Origin of the sequence: Mesorhizobium captivum (genome assembly GCF_033977165.1) — a bacterium.
In the GTDB taxonomy this organism is placed as follows: domain Bacteria; phylum Pseudomonadota; class Alphaproteobacteria; order Rhizobiales; family Rhizobiaceae; genus Mesorhizobium; species Mesorhizobium captivum.
Genome location: NZ_JAVIJB010000032.1, coordinates 12612 through 28389, shown reverse-complemented (window position 1 = coordinate 28389; position 15778 = coordinate 12612). Strand labels below are relative to the sequence as shown.

The 15778-nt window shown below is 60.1% G+C and carries 15 protein-coding genes and 2 pseudogenes; 6 read left to right on the top strand and 11 right to left on the bottom strand.

Translation table 11 applies throughout. The annotated features are described in order from the left end of the window. Nucleotides 1-51 precede the first annotated feature (51 nt). Nucleotides 52-753 (bottom strand): hypothetical protein, encoded by a 702-nt coding sequence (locus RFM40_RS23980; protein WP_320252976.1) that lies wholly within the window; start codon nucleotides 751-753, stop codon nucleotides 52-54. Between RFM40_RS23980 and parS the strand changes: the two genes are divergently transcribed. From parS to RFM40_RS23955, 5 genes are all read left to right on the top strand, one after another. Then, on the top strand, nucleotides 752-1189 hold the full coding sequence (gene parS / locus RFM40_RS23975; protein WP_135909132.1) for a type II RES/Xre toxin-antitoxin system antitoxin: 438 nt from the start codon (nucleotides 752-754) through the stop codon (nucleotides 1187-1189). The genes RFM40_RS23980 and parS overlap by 2 nt on opposite strands. Next, nucleotides 1189-1650 (top strand): RES family NAD+ phosphorylase, encoded by a 462-nt coding sequence (locus tag RFM40_RS23970; RefSeq protein WP_320252975.1) that lies wholly within the window; start codon nucleotides 1189-1191, stop codon nucleotides 1648-1650. Before parS ends, RFM40_RS23970 begins: the two co-directional genes overlap by 1 nt. 140 nt (nucleotides 1651-1790) lie before the next feature. After that, nucleotides 1791-2435, top strand: coding sequence for a hypothetical protein (locus RFM40_RS23965; protein WP_320252974.1), 645 nt, complete (start codon nucleotides 1791-1793; stop codon nucleotides 2433-2435). Then, nucleotides 2432-3541, top strand: a complete 1110-nt coding sequence (locus RFM40_RS23960; RefSeq protein WP_128346524.1) for a helix-turn-helix domain-containing protein — start codon at nucleotides 2432-2434, stop codon at nucleotides 3539-3541. The genes RFM40_RS23965 and RFM40_RS23960 overlap by 4 nt, the downstream gene beginning before the upstream one ends. Nucleotides 3542-3545: 4 nt before the next feature. Beyond that, the gene (locus tag RFM40_RS23955; RefSeq protein WP_320252973.1) at nucleotides 3546-4457 is read left to right on the top strand and encodes a restriction endonuclease; all 912 of its coding nucleotides are present in this window, start codon (nucleotides 3546-3548) and stop codon (nucleotides 4455-4457) included. Nucleotides 4458-4573: 116 nt separating this feature from the next. On the opposite strand, the gene RFM40_RS33755 is transcribed toward RFM40_RS23955, so the two are convergent. From RFM40_RS33755 to RFM40_RS23945, 4 genes and pseudogenes are all read right to left on the bottom strand, one after another. Continuing rightward, the gene (locus tag RFM40_RS33755; protein ID WP_430691576.1) at nucleotides 4574-4762 is read right to left on the bottom strand and encodes a topoisomerase DNA-binding C4 zinc finger domain-containing protein; all 189 of its coding nucleotides are present in this window, start codon (nucleotides 4760-4762) and stop codon (nucleotides 4574-4576) included. A gap of 5 nt (nucleotides 4763-4767) precedes the next feature. After that, nucleotides 4768-5283, bottom strand: a pseudogene (locus RFM40_RS33750) (thermonuclease family protein); the annotation flags it as partial. 305 nt (nucleotides 5284-5588) lie between these two features. Then, nucleotides 5589-5783, bottom strand: a complete 195-nt coding sequence (locus RFM40_RS23950) for a DUF6494 family protein (protein ID WP_320252972.1) — start codon at nucleotides 5781-5783, stop codon at nucleotides 5589-5591. Nucleotides 5784-6031: 248 nt separating this feature from the next. Further along, nucleotides 6032-6208, bottom strand: a pseudogene (locus RFM40_RS23945) (integrase); the annotation flags it as partial. Between the two features lie 74 nt (nucleotides 6209-6282). Here RFM40_RS23945 and metH point away from each other — a divergent pair. Next, nucleotides 6283-10092, top strand: coding sequence for a methionine synthase (gene metH / locus RFM40_RS23940; protein WP_320252971.1), 3810 nt, complete (start codon nucleotides 6283-6285; stop codon nucleotides 10090-10092). A gap of 332 nt (nucleotides 10093-10424) precedes the next feature. On the opposite strand, the gene RFM40_RS23935 is transcribed toward metH, so the two are convergent. The 6 genes from RFM40_RS23935 to RFM40_RS23910 form a co-directional block, all read right to left on the bottom strand. Continuing rightward, nucleotides 10425-10892: a uracil-DNA glycosylase family protein gene (locus RFM40_RS23935; protein WP_320252970.1), complete on the bottom strand. Its 468-nt coding sequence runs from the start codon at nucleotides 10890-10892 to the stop codon at nucleotides 10425-10427. Next, a complete protein-coding gene (locus RFM40_RS23930) occupies nucleotides 10889-12298 on the bottom strand; it encodes a B12-binding domain-containing radical SAM protein (protein ID WP_135909128.1) in 1410 nt (469 codons plus the stop codon). Before RFM40_RS23930 ends, RFM40_RS23935 begins: the two co-directional genes overlap by 4 nt. Further along, entirely contained in the window at nucleotides 12291-12884 is a 594-nt protein-coding gene (locus RFM40_RS23925) for a nucleoside/nucleotide kinase family protein (protein WP_320252969.1), read from the bottom strand. Before RFM40_RS23925 ends, RFM40_RS23930 begins: the two co-directional genes overlap by 8 nt. Nucleotides 12885-12987: 103 nt before the next feature. Beyond that, nucleotides 12988-14028 carry a CBASS cGAMP-activated phospholipase gene (locus RFM40_RS23920; protein ID WP_320252968.1) on the bottom strand — a complete coding sequence of 347 codons (1041 nt, stop codon included), beginning with the start codon at nucleotides 14026-14028 and terminating at the stop codon, nucleotides 12988-12990. Next, the gene (locus RFM40_RS23915; protein WP_320278346.1) at nucleotides 14025-14513 is read right to left on the bottom strand and encodes a type II CBASS E2 protein; all 489 of its coding nucleotides are present in this window, start codon (nucleotides 14511-14513) and stop codon (nucleotides 14025-14027) included. The genes RFM40_RS23920 and RFM40_RS23915 overlap by 4 nt, the downstream gene beginning before the upstream one ends. Next, nucleotides 14510-15769: a nucleotidyltransferase domain-containing protein gene (locus RFM40_RS23910; protein ID WP_320252966.1), complete on the bottom strand. Its 1260-nt coding sequence runs from the start codon at nucleotides 15767-15769 to the stop codon at nucleotides 14510-14512. Before RFM40_RS23910 ends, RFM40_RS23915 begins: the two co-directional genes overlap by 4 nt. Nucleotides 15770-15778 lie beyond the last annotated feature (9 nt).

The window sequence follows — 15778 nt, the reverse complement described above, 5'->3', positions numbered from 1 at the left end:
GCCCGATCGTCGTCATCTCGATCCGCCCCAAATCAAGCACTTCACTGACGGTCACGGCTGCACCTGATACCGGCCATCTCGTATGCGCTCGATGGCATCCCTAAGATCATTCCCTCCAGTCAGGCGCAGGATCTCGGCGACATAGTCTTTTGTCAGCAGGGTTTCGACGCCGGCCTTGACGGCATCATCGAGGTAAGAGATGCCGTCGGTCCCATCGCTCAGCCCTCTGGCGCTGGCCACGGCCATCTCGGCAAGGCTAGTCGCTGTCGGATCGAGAATGGTCGCGCCGATTCGGGTATAGAGCACCGTCGCGATGCCTTCGAAATTCGTTAGGCTCTCGATGATGATCCTGTTGGGCGTCGGCTGCTTTGGTGGCGCATAGCTTTTGGTCGATCCAACTTCGTGTAGTTCCCGTCGGTAAAGGCGGTCGGCCGCCTCTTTGGCGTCGAGCTCGACCACGAGTATCTCGGCTTTTACCGGGCAGCCGAGTTCGCTAGGGACCAGCGTTGGCGCCCCTTTTCTTGTTCGACTCTGCCGCGCGAACTCCACGGGAAATGGCGTTTGACTGGCAATGCGCGATGTGATGAAAGGCTCGATTTCGTCACCAGGATCGCCGATCAGCGATCCATACGCCAATATGCCGACCGTCCCGAGCATGCTTTCAGTACCTCTGACCGCCCGCCGTCCTTGATCAACGGCAATCTGCCGTCTATATTTATGGCAAGTTGCCATTTGCAGCAAGGAGGCTGTCATGTCGATCGCTATCGTCGAGGAAGTCGCACGAAAGCTCGGCGGCCAGAGCGTGCTTGGCCGGGTCGTGCGTTCGCAAGCCGACCTGGCCTTGGCCGTGCGCAATAGGCTACCGCTCTCTGCCCTTCGGGGGCTTAGCCAGGCCGGAATGTCCGAGCAGGAAATTGAGACATTTGTGATCCCGCAGCGCACTCGCCGTCACCGCGCGGACAAGCAGCAGCCACTGACCGTGGATGAGTCGGATCGTGCTGTCCGGCTCTTGCGAGTCCAATCTCTGGCCGAGCAGACCTTCGGTGATCAGGAGAAGGCGAACCGCTGGCTTCGTCGACCGCTCCTCGAACTCGGCGGTGAGACGCCGCTCGTGGTGGCGCAAACCGAAGCCGGCGCGCGTGTAATCGAGACCATCCTCGGCAAGATCGCTTGGGGCGCCGCTGCCTGATGTTCCTCTGGCGTCTGTCGGGCAAACAGTATGCTCAGGCACTCGACGGCGGCTATGGTCTTCATTTTGACGGACGCTGGAACACTGTCGGCCATGCGGTCACGTACTGCGCGACCTCTCCTGCGCTCTGCGTTCTCGAGAAGCTCGTCCATGTCGAGGACCCGGCGCTCCTGCCGGAACTTGTCATGGTCACGTATGAGCTGCCAGATTCGGTAGCGATAAAGGACATTGGACTCCCGGATTTGCCGCCGGACTGGCGTCGTCACGAGGCCTGGAGTCAGGACAGGGGAGACGAATGGCATGAAGGACGCTCCACCCTGTTGTTACGCGTACCTTCGGCCATTGTGCCGGTCGCCAATTCACCGGACGTAAATGTGTTAATAAATCACGGCCATCCGGCTGCGGCCGACATCCGAATCGTTGGCCAGGAACCCTTCTCACTCGATCCCCGACTGTTTTGAAGGCATTGACGCACAAGACACGACTTGATCCTCCCATTTGCGGGCCTTCGTCGTGATAGTGATGGAAATCGGCGCGAACTTCTTGTTTTTCTCCCTCATCTGAGGCAGAAAAAGCGGAACTTGGGCGATTCGAGGATTCGATGACGACACCTTCTCCGCTAGTTCTGTCGCAGCCCGATCAGGTGATTGGGCGTCTTCAGGGGCTCGGCCTGACGGAAGAAAACCTACTGCACGCTGCGCGCCGCTGGCATGTAGCCTGGAGTGGATTCACGGCGAACCACCCGCCGTTCGGAATCGGCATCGCAGCTTGGATGGAGGCGGTGGCGGCATTGCGCGAGACGACTATGCCCTTGGGCTGGGTGCGATCAGATGAGCGCAACTATGCACTTGTGATCAGCCCCGACGGCGCGATGGCAATCAGTGTTGCCACCGGCGACGCCGGAACTGGCCGGCCTGATACCAGCCCGAGCAACAAGGCCCCCAAAGGCGTCAGCACAGCTGATGCGATCTCGGTCAATCAAATCCAGTTGGAACTCGATTTGCCGGTGCCGGAACTTCCGTCATCGGAAGACGATGGACCGCTGACCTGGTTCTTACTCCTCCACCGTGCACACGACGAAATTCGCTGCGAATTGTCCTTGCCTCTCGAGATGTCGCCCGATGGCAGGATCAGTCGCTGGAAGGAGCGGTTGATCCTGTCCTCAATCCCGCTCGATGGAGATATTGTCGAGGTTGTCGCACCGGAGGGGCCCGATCTGGATATCGACGTGAAGCGAAAGGCATGAGCACCATCGAGATTTTTAACTCGTCTCGATTGACATGGGCGCGGCGCCGCCGTGGCTTAACGAAAACGAAGCTCGCCGTCTCACTGGGCGTCGATCTGCGGTCAGTCTCCGCGTATGAGACCGGGGAATTCGCTCCGGAAGCGGACAAGCTGACCCGAATCGCGCGCGTGCTTCGGTTTCCCGAGAACTTCTTTTTCGGCGACGATCTCGAGGAGCCGGCATTCGATACCGCCAGCTTCCGATCGATGTCGAAGATGACCGCCTCACAGCGGGACACAGCGCTCGGGAGCGGCGCGATCGCGTTGCTACTCAATGAATGGATCGAAGGGCGTTTCGATCTTCCTCACGCCGATGTTCCCGATCTTGGGCGTGACGGCAGTCCCGAGGGCGCCGCAGAAGCTGTGCGGCGAGCTTGGGGCCTCGGCGAACTGCCGATCAAGAACATGGTCCACCTTTTGGAAGCGAAGGGCGTGCGGGTCTACTCGCTCGCCATCGACGCCGTTGAGGTCGATGCATTTTCTATGTGGCGGCAGGATCGTCCTTTCGTGTTCCTCAACACTTTGAAGTCCGCTGAGCATGGGCGTTTCGATGCGGCGCATGAGCTTGGACATCTCGTGCTGCACCGCCATGCCGCGCCGAATGGTCAAGAGGCGGAGCAGGACGCCAACTCCTTCGCCTCGGCATTCCTAATGCCGGCAGCGAGCGTTCGTGCACACGCGCCTCGTTTCCCGACCATCGACAATCTTATCCGACTGAAGAAAATCTGGGGCGTTTCGCTCGCTGCCATCACATATCGTCTGCACAAGCTTGGTTTGCTGACAGATTGGCATTACCGCAAACTCTACATTGAGATCGCATCGCGCGGATATCGCAAGACCGAGCCTGCCGGCGGGCCGCGGGAGGTCTCGCAAATCCTTCAAAAGGTCTTCGCAGCGTTGCGGGAAGACGGAATCGGGAAGCACGATATTGCTTGCGCCCTGAATGTGCATGCCGAGGACGTCGATGAGCTCGTCTTCGGTCTCGCCCTTACCGGTCTCAACGGATCCGGCCGTCCTCCCACGCCGAAACGTCGGCCGGAGTTAACGGTCGTATCTTCGCGGGAGTAAGTCGATGCTGGGCTTTCCTGAGGCGCAGGCCGTCGAAGATCTTGCAGACCTCCTCTATGACTTCTTGCCGGGAAGCGGAAACAATCGCACGGCGTTTCCACTGGCAGCCGCGCAGGCCGGCGTCGGCGACTTGTGGGTTCCCGGCAGCAAGCGTCCGGCGATCGTTCAACTTCTCACCGCTACTCTGGAGCGACGCCGTCACCTGTTCACGAAGCTGATCATGTCGATTGTACGCCAAGCGATGACCTATCGCCGTGGCAAAGGCAATCCGTTGACCCGTGCCGAGGTCGAACGGCTGAATAGCCTGCTCCCGGGCGTCTCGTTCAAAATTCCCGAACTGCTTGATCGCGCGTTCCTTGAGAGTCTGAGCGGCACATCAGAGGTACGGCGCGAACCGCAATCGGGCCCCCTCAGCGTAGAGCGGAGCAAGGTGCTCGCTTCACTCCTAATCGAAATCGGTCGTCTAAATCCCCAAGAGCGCGGCCTGCGTTTCGAGGGCTTCCTTAGTGAACTCTTCTGCGCCTTCGAGTTGGCGCCGCGCGGCTCGTTCCGGCTCGTTGGCGAGCAAATTGACGGGAGTTTTCGACTGGATGGGCAAACCTACCTTGTCGAGGCAAAGTGGCACGGACCGCAGATCGGCTTCGCCGATCTGATGACATTCTCTGGCAAGGTTGGAGGAAAAGCATCCTGGTCGCGCGGCCTGTTTGTGAGCAATTCCGGTTTTACCGCGGAGGGGCTCGAAGCGTTTGCGCGCGGCCGCCAGACCAATCTGATCTGCGTTGATGGCCTCGATCTTTATGAAGTGCTGGATGGCCGCGTGAGCCTAACCGACGTATTGCGCCACAAGGACCGGCGTGCAGCAGAAACCAACCGGGCCTTCGTGCCGGTGCGCGACCTGAACCTAAGGCGAGCCTAGATGAGAAGGGCGAAAGGCTCCGCTCGTCACATGTTCCCTTCATCGAGACCTCATCATCATTGGCATTTTTCCGGGTAGGTGCCCTATATTGAGGGGTAGTTGGCGTGGTCGGACGGTCAGCCGGCCACCGAACAAGAATACCTGCACCGAGGATATTCGGAGCAGCCCAGAAATTCGCCGAACCTGCCCCTCTTTCTAACGAGGTGGCCGCGACAGCTTTCTGTCGGGCATGAATGCTTGGCGCCTTGCTGCGATATTTCTGTTTCTTGAATTCCCAAGGATGGATGTTGTCCTTGAAGGCCCATATGCCTCGCTTTGCGCGTCGGGCCTCTTCGAGGGCATCGAGGTAACGCTGATCGGGTCCGTATCGCTCCAGAACCCAAGCCCAGCCATTCACGACCATCTCTAGCTCGATGTTTCTCGTCACGCGGAAGGGCGCCCCAAACGTTGTTATGACATGAGGGCATGACGACGGTGTTCTGAACTCGCCGGCGGCGTAATCCAGCGTCAGATAGGGGACGCAGACGACACGGCCGTACGTGTCTACTGACCGCCCGGTATTCATCTTCATCAAGATGGCAAGTTCGACCCACTTGCCGCCGATCAGGGCGGTGAGGAAATCCTTGGCTTCGCGGCCGCCGGGCTGTTCAATCTCCGGAGCATCGATGAATCCGAATCTCGCGGTTACCTCGATCTCGGCTTGATCCTTAGGGTTTCCTGTCACCTCGGAAACCCTGACCCGAGTTAGAAACCCATCACCGTCGAACACCTTCAGCACCGGAACCCTGACTGTGTCCGTTTGTGGATCCTCAGGCACAATGATCATGGGATCTACTTCTTGAGCCATTGTATCGGCGGCAAAGGGAAACGGGACTATACCGTCCCTGTTCTTCCTTTCGGAAGTGCTAAATTAAGACAACATTCTGGATCCGGAGCACGCGTTCTCGTCACCCTGGAGGCTCATCGAGCATTGTGGGGTCAGAAGGGCCTATTCGAACTGCACCGGTCGGGCCGATAGCCAAGAGCGTGGTGAGCGATACTGCGTGGATCCGACCAGACCCCATTCCAACTGCTAATCCGTCTCGACGCTTTCGGCCGCGTTGGACGTTTGGCTAGGTCGCTTCGCCCGGCCTACGGAAGTTCGATCTCGCCATCCACCACGTGGTTGAGGCCGGTGCCTTCCGCCGTCAGCGTCATGCGGACGTTCAACTTCTTCTCGCCGCCGATTTGCCCTGCGCGCACCGTTTCCTCAATCTTGCGCTGGGAGGTTACACCGACTTCCTTCAGGAACTTGCGGATCGACATGTTGAAGGCGTCTTCGCTCATGGCGGAACTCCTCTGTATCCAGAACGGATTGTAAGGGAAGGCAAGGGATCAAGGAAGTAGGACGGTGACGCTCGGTCCCATAGAAACAGTTCCCGAGCCGGGAGGATGCGTCGGGTCCTTAAACTTCATCGGCCCTTGGAAGGAGGAAGAGCGCTGCCAAACCGCTACCGTGAATCGGTGTCCTAATAATGCACAGGGGCCGTCTTTGTGCGGGCAGCAATTTTCCCGAGAGCACGGCTGGGGAAGCGTCAGACAATCCGCCGCGCCGCGCGTCCCAGCTGCCGTTCCGCGTCGTTGTAGTAGCAGCGCGAAGCTTGCTGGACGGATCGGTGCTGCGACTGCTGCATGGCTTCGACGAGGGAGATGCCACGGCGGGCGGTTTCGGTGAGGTAGCCGGCGCGCAGTCCGTGCGCGGAAAACAGGTGCGCATCGATGGCATGTTGACATAAAGATGTCTTTATGTGATCACTGGCTTGGGCGGTCGTTACAAGGACAAAGAATGTCGCGAAGTCCGTCCTCACTGGACGATTTGTTTGGTGCGGCCAGCAAGAAGCGAGACGGGTCGGAAGTCCTGGCTACGCTTCAAGCTACTGCGCGCGAACGCATCCTGATCCTCGACGGTGCCATGGGCACCCAGATCCAGGGTCTCGGCTTCGACGAAGACCATTTCCGCGGCGACAGGTTCGTCGGTTGCGCCTGTCACCAGAAGGGCAACAACGATCTTTTGATCCTGAGCCAGCCCAAGGCGATCGAGGACATTCATTATCAGTACGCTATTGCCGGCGCGGACATCATCGAGACCAACACCTTCTCATCAACCTCCATAGCGCAGGCCGATTACGGCATGGAGAATGCCGTCTACGACCTCAATCGCGACGGCGCTCGGCTTGTCCGCCGTGCTTTGATCCGGGCACAACAGGAAGACGGCAAGCGGCGGTTTGTCGCCGGCGCTCTCGGGCCGACCAACCGCACCGCCTCGATGTCGCCGGATGTCAACAATCCCGGTTACCGCGCCGTGACTTTCGACAAATTGCGCTATGCCTATGGCGAGCAGCTGCGCGGGCTGATCGATGGCGGCGCCGACCTCATCCTGATCGAGACCATCTTCGACACGCTGAACGCCAAGGCGGCGATCTTCGCCTGCAACGAGATCTTTGTCGAAAAGGGCGTGCATCTGCCGGTCATGATCTCCGGCACGATCACCGACCTGTCCGGCCGCACGCTCTCCGGCCAGACGCCGACGGCTTTCTGGCATTCGGTCCGTCACGCCAGCCCGTTCACGATCGGCCTCAATTGCGCGCTCGGCGCCAACGCCATGCGCGCGCATCTGGATGAGCTTTCGGGCGTCGCCGGCACCTTTGTCTGCGCCTATCCGAATGCCGGCCTGCCCAATGAATTCGGCCGGTATGACGAGAGCCCGGAATTCATGGCTGAACAGATCGAGGGTTTTGCGCGCGACGGATTGGTCAATGTCGTCGGCGGCTGCTGCGGTTCGACGCCGGACCATATCCGCGCCATCGCGGCGGCGGTGAAGAAATATCCGCCGCGCGCCATCCCGAAGATCGAGCCGAAGATGCGCCTGTCGGGCCTCGATCCGTTCACGCTGACCGACGAGATTCCGTTCGTCAATGTCGGCGAGCGCACCAATGTCACGGGCTCCGCCAGGTTCAGGAAGCTGATCACGGCGGGCGACTATGTCGCCGCGCTCGATGTCGCGCGCGACCAGGTTGCCAACGGCGCCCAGATCATCGACATCAACATGGACGAGGGCCTGATCGATTCGAAGAAGGCGATGGTCGATTATCTCAACCTGATCGCGGCCGAGCCGGACATTGCCCGCGTTCCCGTGATGATCGACAGTTCCAAGTGGGAGATCATCGAGGCCGGCCTGAAATGCGTGCAAGGCAAGCCGCTGGTCAACTCCATCTCCATGAAGGAAGGCGAGGAAGCGTTCCTGCATCATGCCAGGCTGGTGCGCGCCTATGGCGCTGCGCTGGTCGTCATGGCCTTCGACGAGGACGGTCAGGCCGACACCAGGGCGCGCAAGAACGAGATCTGTACCCGCGCCTACAAGCTGTTGACCGAGCAGGCCGGCTTCCCGCCCGAGGATATCGTCTTCGATCCGAACGTGTTCGCCATCGCCACCGGCATCGATGAACACAACAATTACGGTGTCGACTTCATCGAAGCCGCTAGGCAGATCACCGCGACGCTTCCTCATGTCCATATTTCGGGCGGCGTGTCGAACCTCTCCTTTTCGTTCCGCGGCAACGAACCGGTGCGCGAGGCCATGCATGCCGTGTTCCTCTACCACGCCATTCAGGCGGGCATGGACATGGGCATCGTCAATGCCGGGCAGCTTGCCGTCTACGACAACATTGACCCGGAACTGCGCGAAGCCTGCGAGGACGTCATCAACAACCGCCAGCCGAAGGGTGGCGGTACGGCGACCGAACGCATGCTGGAACTCGCCGAACGCTTCAAGGGCACAGCGGGCAAGGAGGCGCAGGAACGCGATCTCGCCTGGCGCGACTGGCCGGTCGAGCAGCGCATTTCGCATGCTTTGGTCAACGGCATCACCGAATTCATCGACGCGGACACGGACGAGGCGCGGCGCGCCGCCGAGCGACCGCTGCATGTCATCGAGGGCCCGCTGATGGCGGGCATGAACGTCGTCGGCGACCTGTTCGGCGCCGGCAAGATGTTCCTGCCACAAGTGGTGAAGTCGGCCCGCGTGATGAAGCAGGCGGTGGCCGGCCTGCTGCCGCACATGGAGGCCGAGAAGCTGGCGAACGCCGCTAGCGGGATCGACAATGGCGAGCGCCAGACCGCCGGCAAGATCCTGATGGCGACGGTAAAGGGCGATGTCCATGACATCGGCAAGAACATCGTCGGCGTGGTCCTTGCCTGCAACAATTATGAGATCATCGATCTTGGCGTCATGGTGCCTGCGGCGAAGATCCTGCAGACGGCGCGTGAGCTAAAGGTCGACGTCATAGGCCTGTCCGGCCTGATTACGCCGTCGCTCGACGAGATGGCACATATGGCGGCCGAGATGGAACGTGAAGGCTTCGACATTCCGCTGCTGATCGGCGGCGCGACGACCAGCCGCGTGCATACGGCGGTAAAGATCCATCCGCGCTATGCGAAAGGCCAGACGGTGTATGTCGCCGATGCCAGCCGCGCCGTCGGCGTGGTGTCGGCACTGCTGTCGAACGAGGCCAAGGCCGGCTATGTCGAGAACGTTCGCGCGGAGTACAAGAAGGTTGCCGACGCGCATGCGCGCAGCGAAGCCGACAAGCAGCGGCTGCCGCTCGCCAGGGCGCGGGCCAATGCCCACAAGATCGACTGGGCGGGCTACGAGCCGCCAAAACCGTCCTTCCTTGGCCTGAAGGTCTTCGAAGGCTGGGATCTGGCCGAGCTTGCCCGTTATATCGACTGGACGCCATTCTTCCAAACCTGGGAGTTGAAGGGCCGCTATCCCAAAATCCTCGACGACGAGGACCAGGGGCCGGCGGCACGTCAGCTCTTTGAGGACGCCCAGGCGATGCTGGCGAAGATCATCGCGGAAAAATGGCTTGCGCCCAAGGGCGTGATCGGCTTCTGGCCGGCCAATGCCGCCGGCGACGATATCAGACTGTTCACGGATGAGGCCCGCTCGCACGAACTGGCGACATTCTTCACGCTGCGCCAGCAGCTGGCCAAGCGCGACGGCAAGGCCAATGTCGCACTGTCGGATTTCGTCGCGCCTGCGGACAGCGGCAAGGCTGACTATGTTGGCGGCTTCATAGTCACCGCGGGCATCGAGGAAGTGGCGATCGCCGAGCGCTTCGTGCGGGCCAACGACGACTATTCCTCGATCATGGTCAAGGCGCTGGCCGACCGTTTCGCCGAAGCCTTCGCCGAGCGCATGCACGAGAAAGTGCGCAAGGAATTCTGGGGTTACGCGCCCGATGAGATCCTAGTCCCGGACGACCTGATCGGCGAGCCCTATCGCGGCATCCGCCCCGCGCCCGGCTATCCGGCGCAACCCGACCACACCGAAAAGGCGACGCTGTTTCGCCTGCTCGACGGCGAACGCAATGCGGGCGTGAGCCTAACCGAAAGCTTCGCCATGTGGCCTGGCTCCTCCGTCTCCGGCATCTACCTGTCGCATCCCGAAAGCTACTATTTCGGCGTCGCTAAGATCGAGCGCGATCAGGTCGAGGACTATGCGCGACGCAAGGCCATGCCGCTGGCCGAGGTCGAGCGCTGGCTTGGGCCGATCCTCAACTATGTGCCGGCGCGCTACGCCGAAGCGGCGGAGTAAGTCCCCATTACCAGCCTGTCGTTCTTGCCCCCTGACCGATCTCGCATTCCTGTGGACCGGTTTGGGTGATCGATGATTTGATCAGGGTGCTTAAGGTGCCTACTCGTTTCACTATGGGTGAAGAGTGACTAGCCGACGCCGGTTCGGCGACCTGTAGTCGACGACAACCTTCCACCATTGCGGCAGTTCGCGCGCATCCTGAAGGCTAACGGAGATCGAGCCGTGCTGGTCGGATGGCTTACTTGCGGCGCAAAGCGGACAGTCGAATACTGTACAAAGAAAAAGTGGTCATGACCTATGACCAACCTCTCGCAGCGGCCGCGCCGCGTGTCTTAGAGACGTGCAGCTATCGATGCATCGGTAGCAACAATCGCTTGCGAAAGCTTGCGCGCATACTCTGCGCGGCGGTTTTTCGGCTGCCGCAACGCGTAAGAGGGATGATGGAGAAAATAGACCGGTGTATCGGACGATCGTTCTGCAGCGAGAGCAGCGAATGCGCGTTTGGCTTCCGCGCCAAACGCAACAATCGCCGCTAGCGTATCATCTCTCCAGAGCCAATGGTCACGCAGCCAGGGTAACAGTTCTGCCCACGTCGGATTGCGCTCCACGCCATTCTGTCCAAATACTGGGCCGGGTATGATGTTGTCACGCGCGATGGCAATTTCGCCTAGCGGCAATTCTGCCAACAAAGAGGCTAGGAAACTGCCCGAGCGGGATGTGGGAGCGAGCGGCGCATGCAATCCGCCGTCGGCGTTCTTTTTGGCGCACAGTCCGAGAAACAAAATCTTCTGTTCGATCATCTCGCATTTTGTAACGCCATAATGGTGTATAAGTTCTTTCGAACCTGGTCCACGGGAACTTCCCCGAACTGAATCCCAGTCGAGAAATTGAACTCGTCGCGACCCGCAACGGCCTGAATTCCGGGGGACTCGGGTGAGCTATAGGCCAGCATTGCAGACGGCGAGTAACCTGCGCGAAGGAGGCGGAGCCAGTCCGGGGTGCCAGGATAAGGTCTGTATTCAAAAGCACTGCAACGAAAACGCCCTGGAAGGGCGTCTGTTACCGACCAAAGGGTCTCGATCAGATCCAACGTTGCGCGATGTTCTTCGCGTGTTTCGGTTGGCAAGCCTAGGATGAAATAGCCCTTCACCGAAATGCCAGCGCTGCAGAGGCGGGTGACCACTCTGATGGTCTGCGCCACGGAAATTTTCTTGTCGATGTGCTTGAGCAGCCGGTCGCTGCCAGCCTCTATACCGAGAGCAACTTCGCGGCAACCGGACGCCACCATAAGGTCGATAGTGTCGTTCGGAACCTTGTCGAGGACGTTGATCCGGCCGGTCGCGTCCCAACGAAGCGAAAGATTGGCTCGGACAAAGGCGTCGAGCGTTCTGACAATTATCTTGGAGTTGGCGAGAAAGAGGTCGTCGACAAATCGTATGCGGGTAACGCCGTATCGATCGCGTAGCGTGGCCATCTCGGCGATAAGATTGTCTGGACTTCGCATGCGGATGCTCACGTCAGGATTCGCGCTCACCGCGGCGCCGCAGAACGAACAATCGAAGGGGCATCCCCGTGAAGCGACCATGGCTGATTCCAGTTCGCCGGCGTCGAGGTAAGGGTCTTGCACCAGATACTTGCGATCCAGAAACGGCATAGCATCGATGTTCGGTGCCAGGAGGGCCTTGTCACCGCGCATCTGCGGCATGGTGAGACCGTCACCGTTCCGCCAGCCGATTGAGGGCAGGCTGCTGCGTGACTCGATATCGGCCAAGAGAAGCGGCACCCGGGTTTCCGCTTCGCCGACAACAAGTGCGTCGATACGGGGAATGCAATGATCCTCCAGAATTTCCCGGGGCATTGCTTTCGCCTGATGACCGCCTAGCATCACAGAAATGCCCGGATCCAGGCCGGCAAGGATTGCGCGGCTATGGGCGTAGGTTGGCGCGAGCAGGTTGAATCCCGCCCAACCTGGCTGTGCGTCGTTGATAATGCCGACCGTCTCTGAGAGCCCAAGCCCAAGCGCTTCGCTGTCGAGCAGTCCGACGCTAAAACCGGTTGCCGCGGCTACAGTAGCGATGTAGCCGAGCCCAAGGGTCGGCAGAGTGAAGTCGTTGACGCGGCGCGCGTGGCCGTAGTCCTTCAGCGGCGAATTAACGAGCAGCAGGTCAAGGCGGCCGTCCGCGCCTAGAATGCGCGGATCATTCATGACATTGGCCACAAGCAGTGATTAGATTCACAGCGTTCATCGCGGTGTCTTCGATGGTTCCTCCCGCATCCAAGGTGATAACGACGTGGCCTTTGGATCGAAGGAACTCCGCACGCTCGGCGAAAAGCGATATTTCTGTTTCGATATCCAATCGGTCCTTAAAGAAATCCGATCGCATCGGTCCACGTGATCGCCTGCGTTTGCCAAGCTCGATAGCGGTGATCTCGAGAGCAACTGTTGTAACCCCTTCAAGCAAGGGCGCGTTGCTTGCGTAGACGAAATCCTGGTCGACCCCGGAAATGGGTTGATAGACAAGGCCGGACAGCACGAATCTGTCGAGCAGAAGGTTGCCCATGTTACTTTCGATAAGTTCTGCGCGAGCTGTGGAAAGCGCCAAGCTGAGAGTCAAACCGGGTGTTGCGGAGCTAGCGAGCTTGCGTATCAGCGTGTTGAGGGAGGAAGACTCCACATTGCTGAACAGCTCGTACTGCTGTCCTCGATCAGCCAATAGGGAGATGACCTGCGGCAGCAAGCTTGACTTGCCGACGCCGCTGGGGCCGTCGAAAGCTACAATCGTGCGACCCATCTCGCTTGCACCCAAGCATGCGTTGCGGAAGAATCAATAGAGAATCATTATTATACGCGCACATTATTAACTGAGGAAACTTGAGAAAAATAGAAGATCAGAGCTAGTCGGCTTCACTCTGAAGTGGAACTGGCACATACGGATCCGTTGGCGAATGAAGGAACATTTGCTCAATCCGATGCCCTGCCGCTTCAACCAAAACCCTGGCCATCGCGGGAAGTTCGGTTCTTGCTCGGCGGTGGTCGTCTAGGGCTATAGGCGAAGGGGCTTCGGGCGCATCGATCCGCATCACATTGTCCTTGCCAACCAGCAGATATGCTTGTCCGAGGGCATTTAGTGATTGGGCCCGCATAGCGCCAAAGTAGATGTCGCGCCATTGTAGGATCCCACCTTTGGACTTGGTAGCGTCGACCGTGAAAGCAGTCTCTCCACAGCCGAGGCTCAGAATCTGGATATTGGCACGGTCGATTTCGAAACACGTCAGCGTATCGACAAGGGCGTTCATCGTCGGGTTGTTTGCCCATAGGCCACCGTCGACCATCATGTAGCCATTGTTGGGAAGAGCCTGAAAGAACGTCGGCGCCGCCGCCGTCGCAAGCCCGACCCGGACCATCCGCTCAAACCGGTCCTTTTTGTAATCGGGATGGTGAGGGGTCTTGTACAACCACGGCTCGCCATAGCGCCCCTCAAAGCTTGGGATCACAAGGCGGTTGCGGGCCATCCCGAACGGGGTGTCGTCGAAAATGCGCAGCAGCTCGCTTTCGAGGTTATCGCGATCATAGGCATAGCGGCCGAAGCGCCGCACCCTGCGCAACACGCGCTGAAGGGGATTGGGCGGCGGGAAGATCAAGCCGCCGCGTTCGACGTAGATTTCACGGATCTCGCGTGCGGTTTTGCCGTGCGAAAGCCCCAGCGCGATAATGCCGCCGGTGGAGGTCCCGGCAATCATATCAAAGCAACCCGCCACCGATTTGCCGCCCAGGAACCGCTGCTCGAGCTCGGCGAGGACAGCTGCCGGCAGGATGCCGCAGATACCCCCACCATCTATCGACAAGATGCGGAAGGGCCGGCCCTTCGGCCAAGGGCGTTGCAGGCGGCGTTTCTGGGCGGTGCCGTCCGAGCGGCGAGGTGGGAGGTAGGTCATCTATTCACTGCACTGCCAAGCGCGGCTCGCGGCTGTTCGATATGTTTACCGGTGCCGGTCCACGTTCCCGTGGCGCGCCAGCCTTCATAGGAGGTCAGCCAGTCAATCGCCCACGGCACGGTGGTTTCGGCAACCGACATGAAGGGCGACCATTCATCCGAATCCGGATCGAACATGCACAGCACCACATCGAGCGGGCCGCAGCCGATGTAATAGACGTGCGGCAGCTGGCCTTCCGGGTCGCCGCGCCGGGGCCGCAGCTGCGGGGTCAGGATTTTCACCCGCGGCTGCATGCGGCGATTGTTGAGCTTTTCGATAGTGGAAGGGGCCCGGAACGTGATCTCAACCTGGAAGGTCTGCAGCAGCGGCCGCAACGGCCCCCGCCATGTCGCGGAGGCGCCTTCACGGGTGGCTAGTACTAACTGCGGCCAACGGTCGGCCATGGCCGCAATCTGACGTTCTATTGTGAAAACCTCGCTGCTCACCGCCGTTCTCCCATATTCGTGTGGGAGCGCGCGGCCACTGGCGACGCAACGGCAATCGAACCGACAACGGCCGGTACTGCCGGCACGAACAGACCGCCCTTGCGGGTATAGCTTTGATCCAGGGAACGGATCGCCCGGCCGGTGCGGTCGTTGAAGGTCTTCAGCGTGTTCGACACAACCCGATCGCCGAACCGATTACGCAACCAGTCCTGCAAATCCTCCAGCTGCACGTTGCCCTGCTTGATTGCTTCCAGTCCGTCGGCCAGATCACGCAGGGCGGCGGCGAATGCATCCTGCTGCATCTTGTTCTCCGGCCAGCGGTCGGTGAACCGGTCTTCGTCCCACTCCGGATTGCGGACATCGAGGAGCTGCCCCTGGCGTGACGCTTCCTCGATAGCGCGTTCCGTCCACCGCGCCTGCCGGATCACCATGTCGGAGAGCAGCATGCCCGGCAGGGCCGCCTTGCCGGCATGACACGACAGCATCACCGATGGCGGGATCCGGCCTGTGGTGGAAGCGTAAAGGACGTTGCGGAACCGCTTGATCAACTGCAGCGCCACTGTGGCGGTGTTCTTCACGATGAGGGGGGTCTGTGCCGGCACTAGGTGCACATCCGCATCGGCGGCGAACTCGATGCCGTCGGCTTCATAGAGCCGCTTGTTGTAGGCCAGCGCGAACCGCTCCTCCATCGGCGTCCGCGCATTGTACCAGCGACCGAACGCCCAAGCGTTCATCATGACCGGCCTGTGAAGATGGGTCGGGTCGCCGTGCTTGGCATGGAAGATCACGCTTTCGCGGTCTTTGAGGGTTGCCAGGCGGCGGGACGGCGTCAAGTCGACGTGCATGTTGTCGGCGTAGCGCAGCGTGATGCAGCGGCTCTGGCGCTCGACCGCCTGCACGGGGTAATCGGCGACGGCGCTTTCCAGAAGGTCAAGGACCTCCTCAGGCGACGTGTCCTCCGACACGTCGAGCTCGACCACGACGTCAAGATCGTATTCGTTGTCGGTTCCCCGCGTCGAAATGGTTGCGTCGATTGCCATGGAACCCTGCGGGTAAAAGCACAAGACCCGCCCGTAGAGCGGACTGCCAGGGCACTCGATGTGCTTGCGAATGGCTTCGTAGCGGTCGCCGGTCCTGGCGTGCAGGCCGGCAGGCAACTGAACGCTGATGGCCAGGTCGGCCAGAATTGCATCCAGTGGATTGAGGAAGGGCTCGACGGGCCCTAGGACCCCAGGAAAGCGCGGCTTATCGTTCATTGCAGGGGT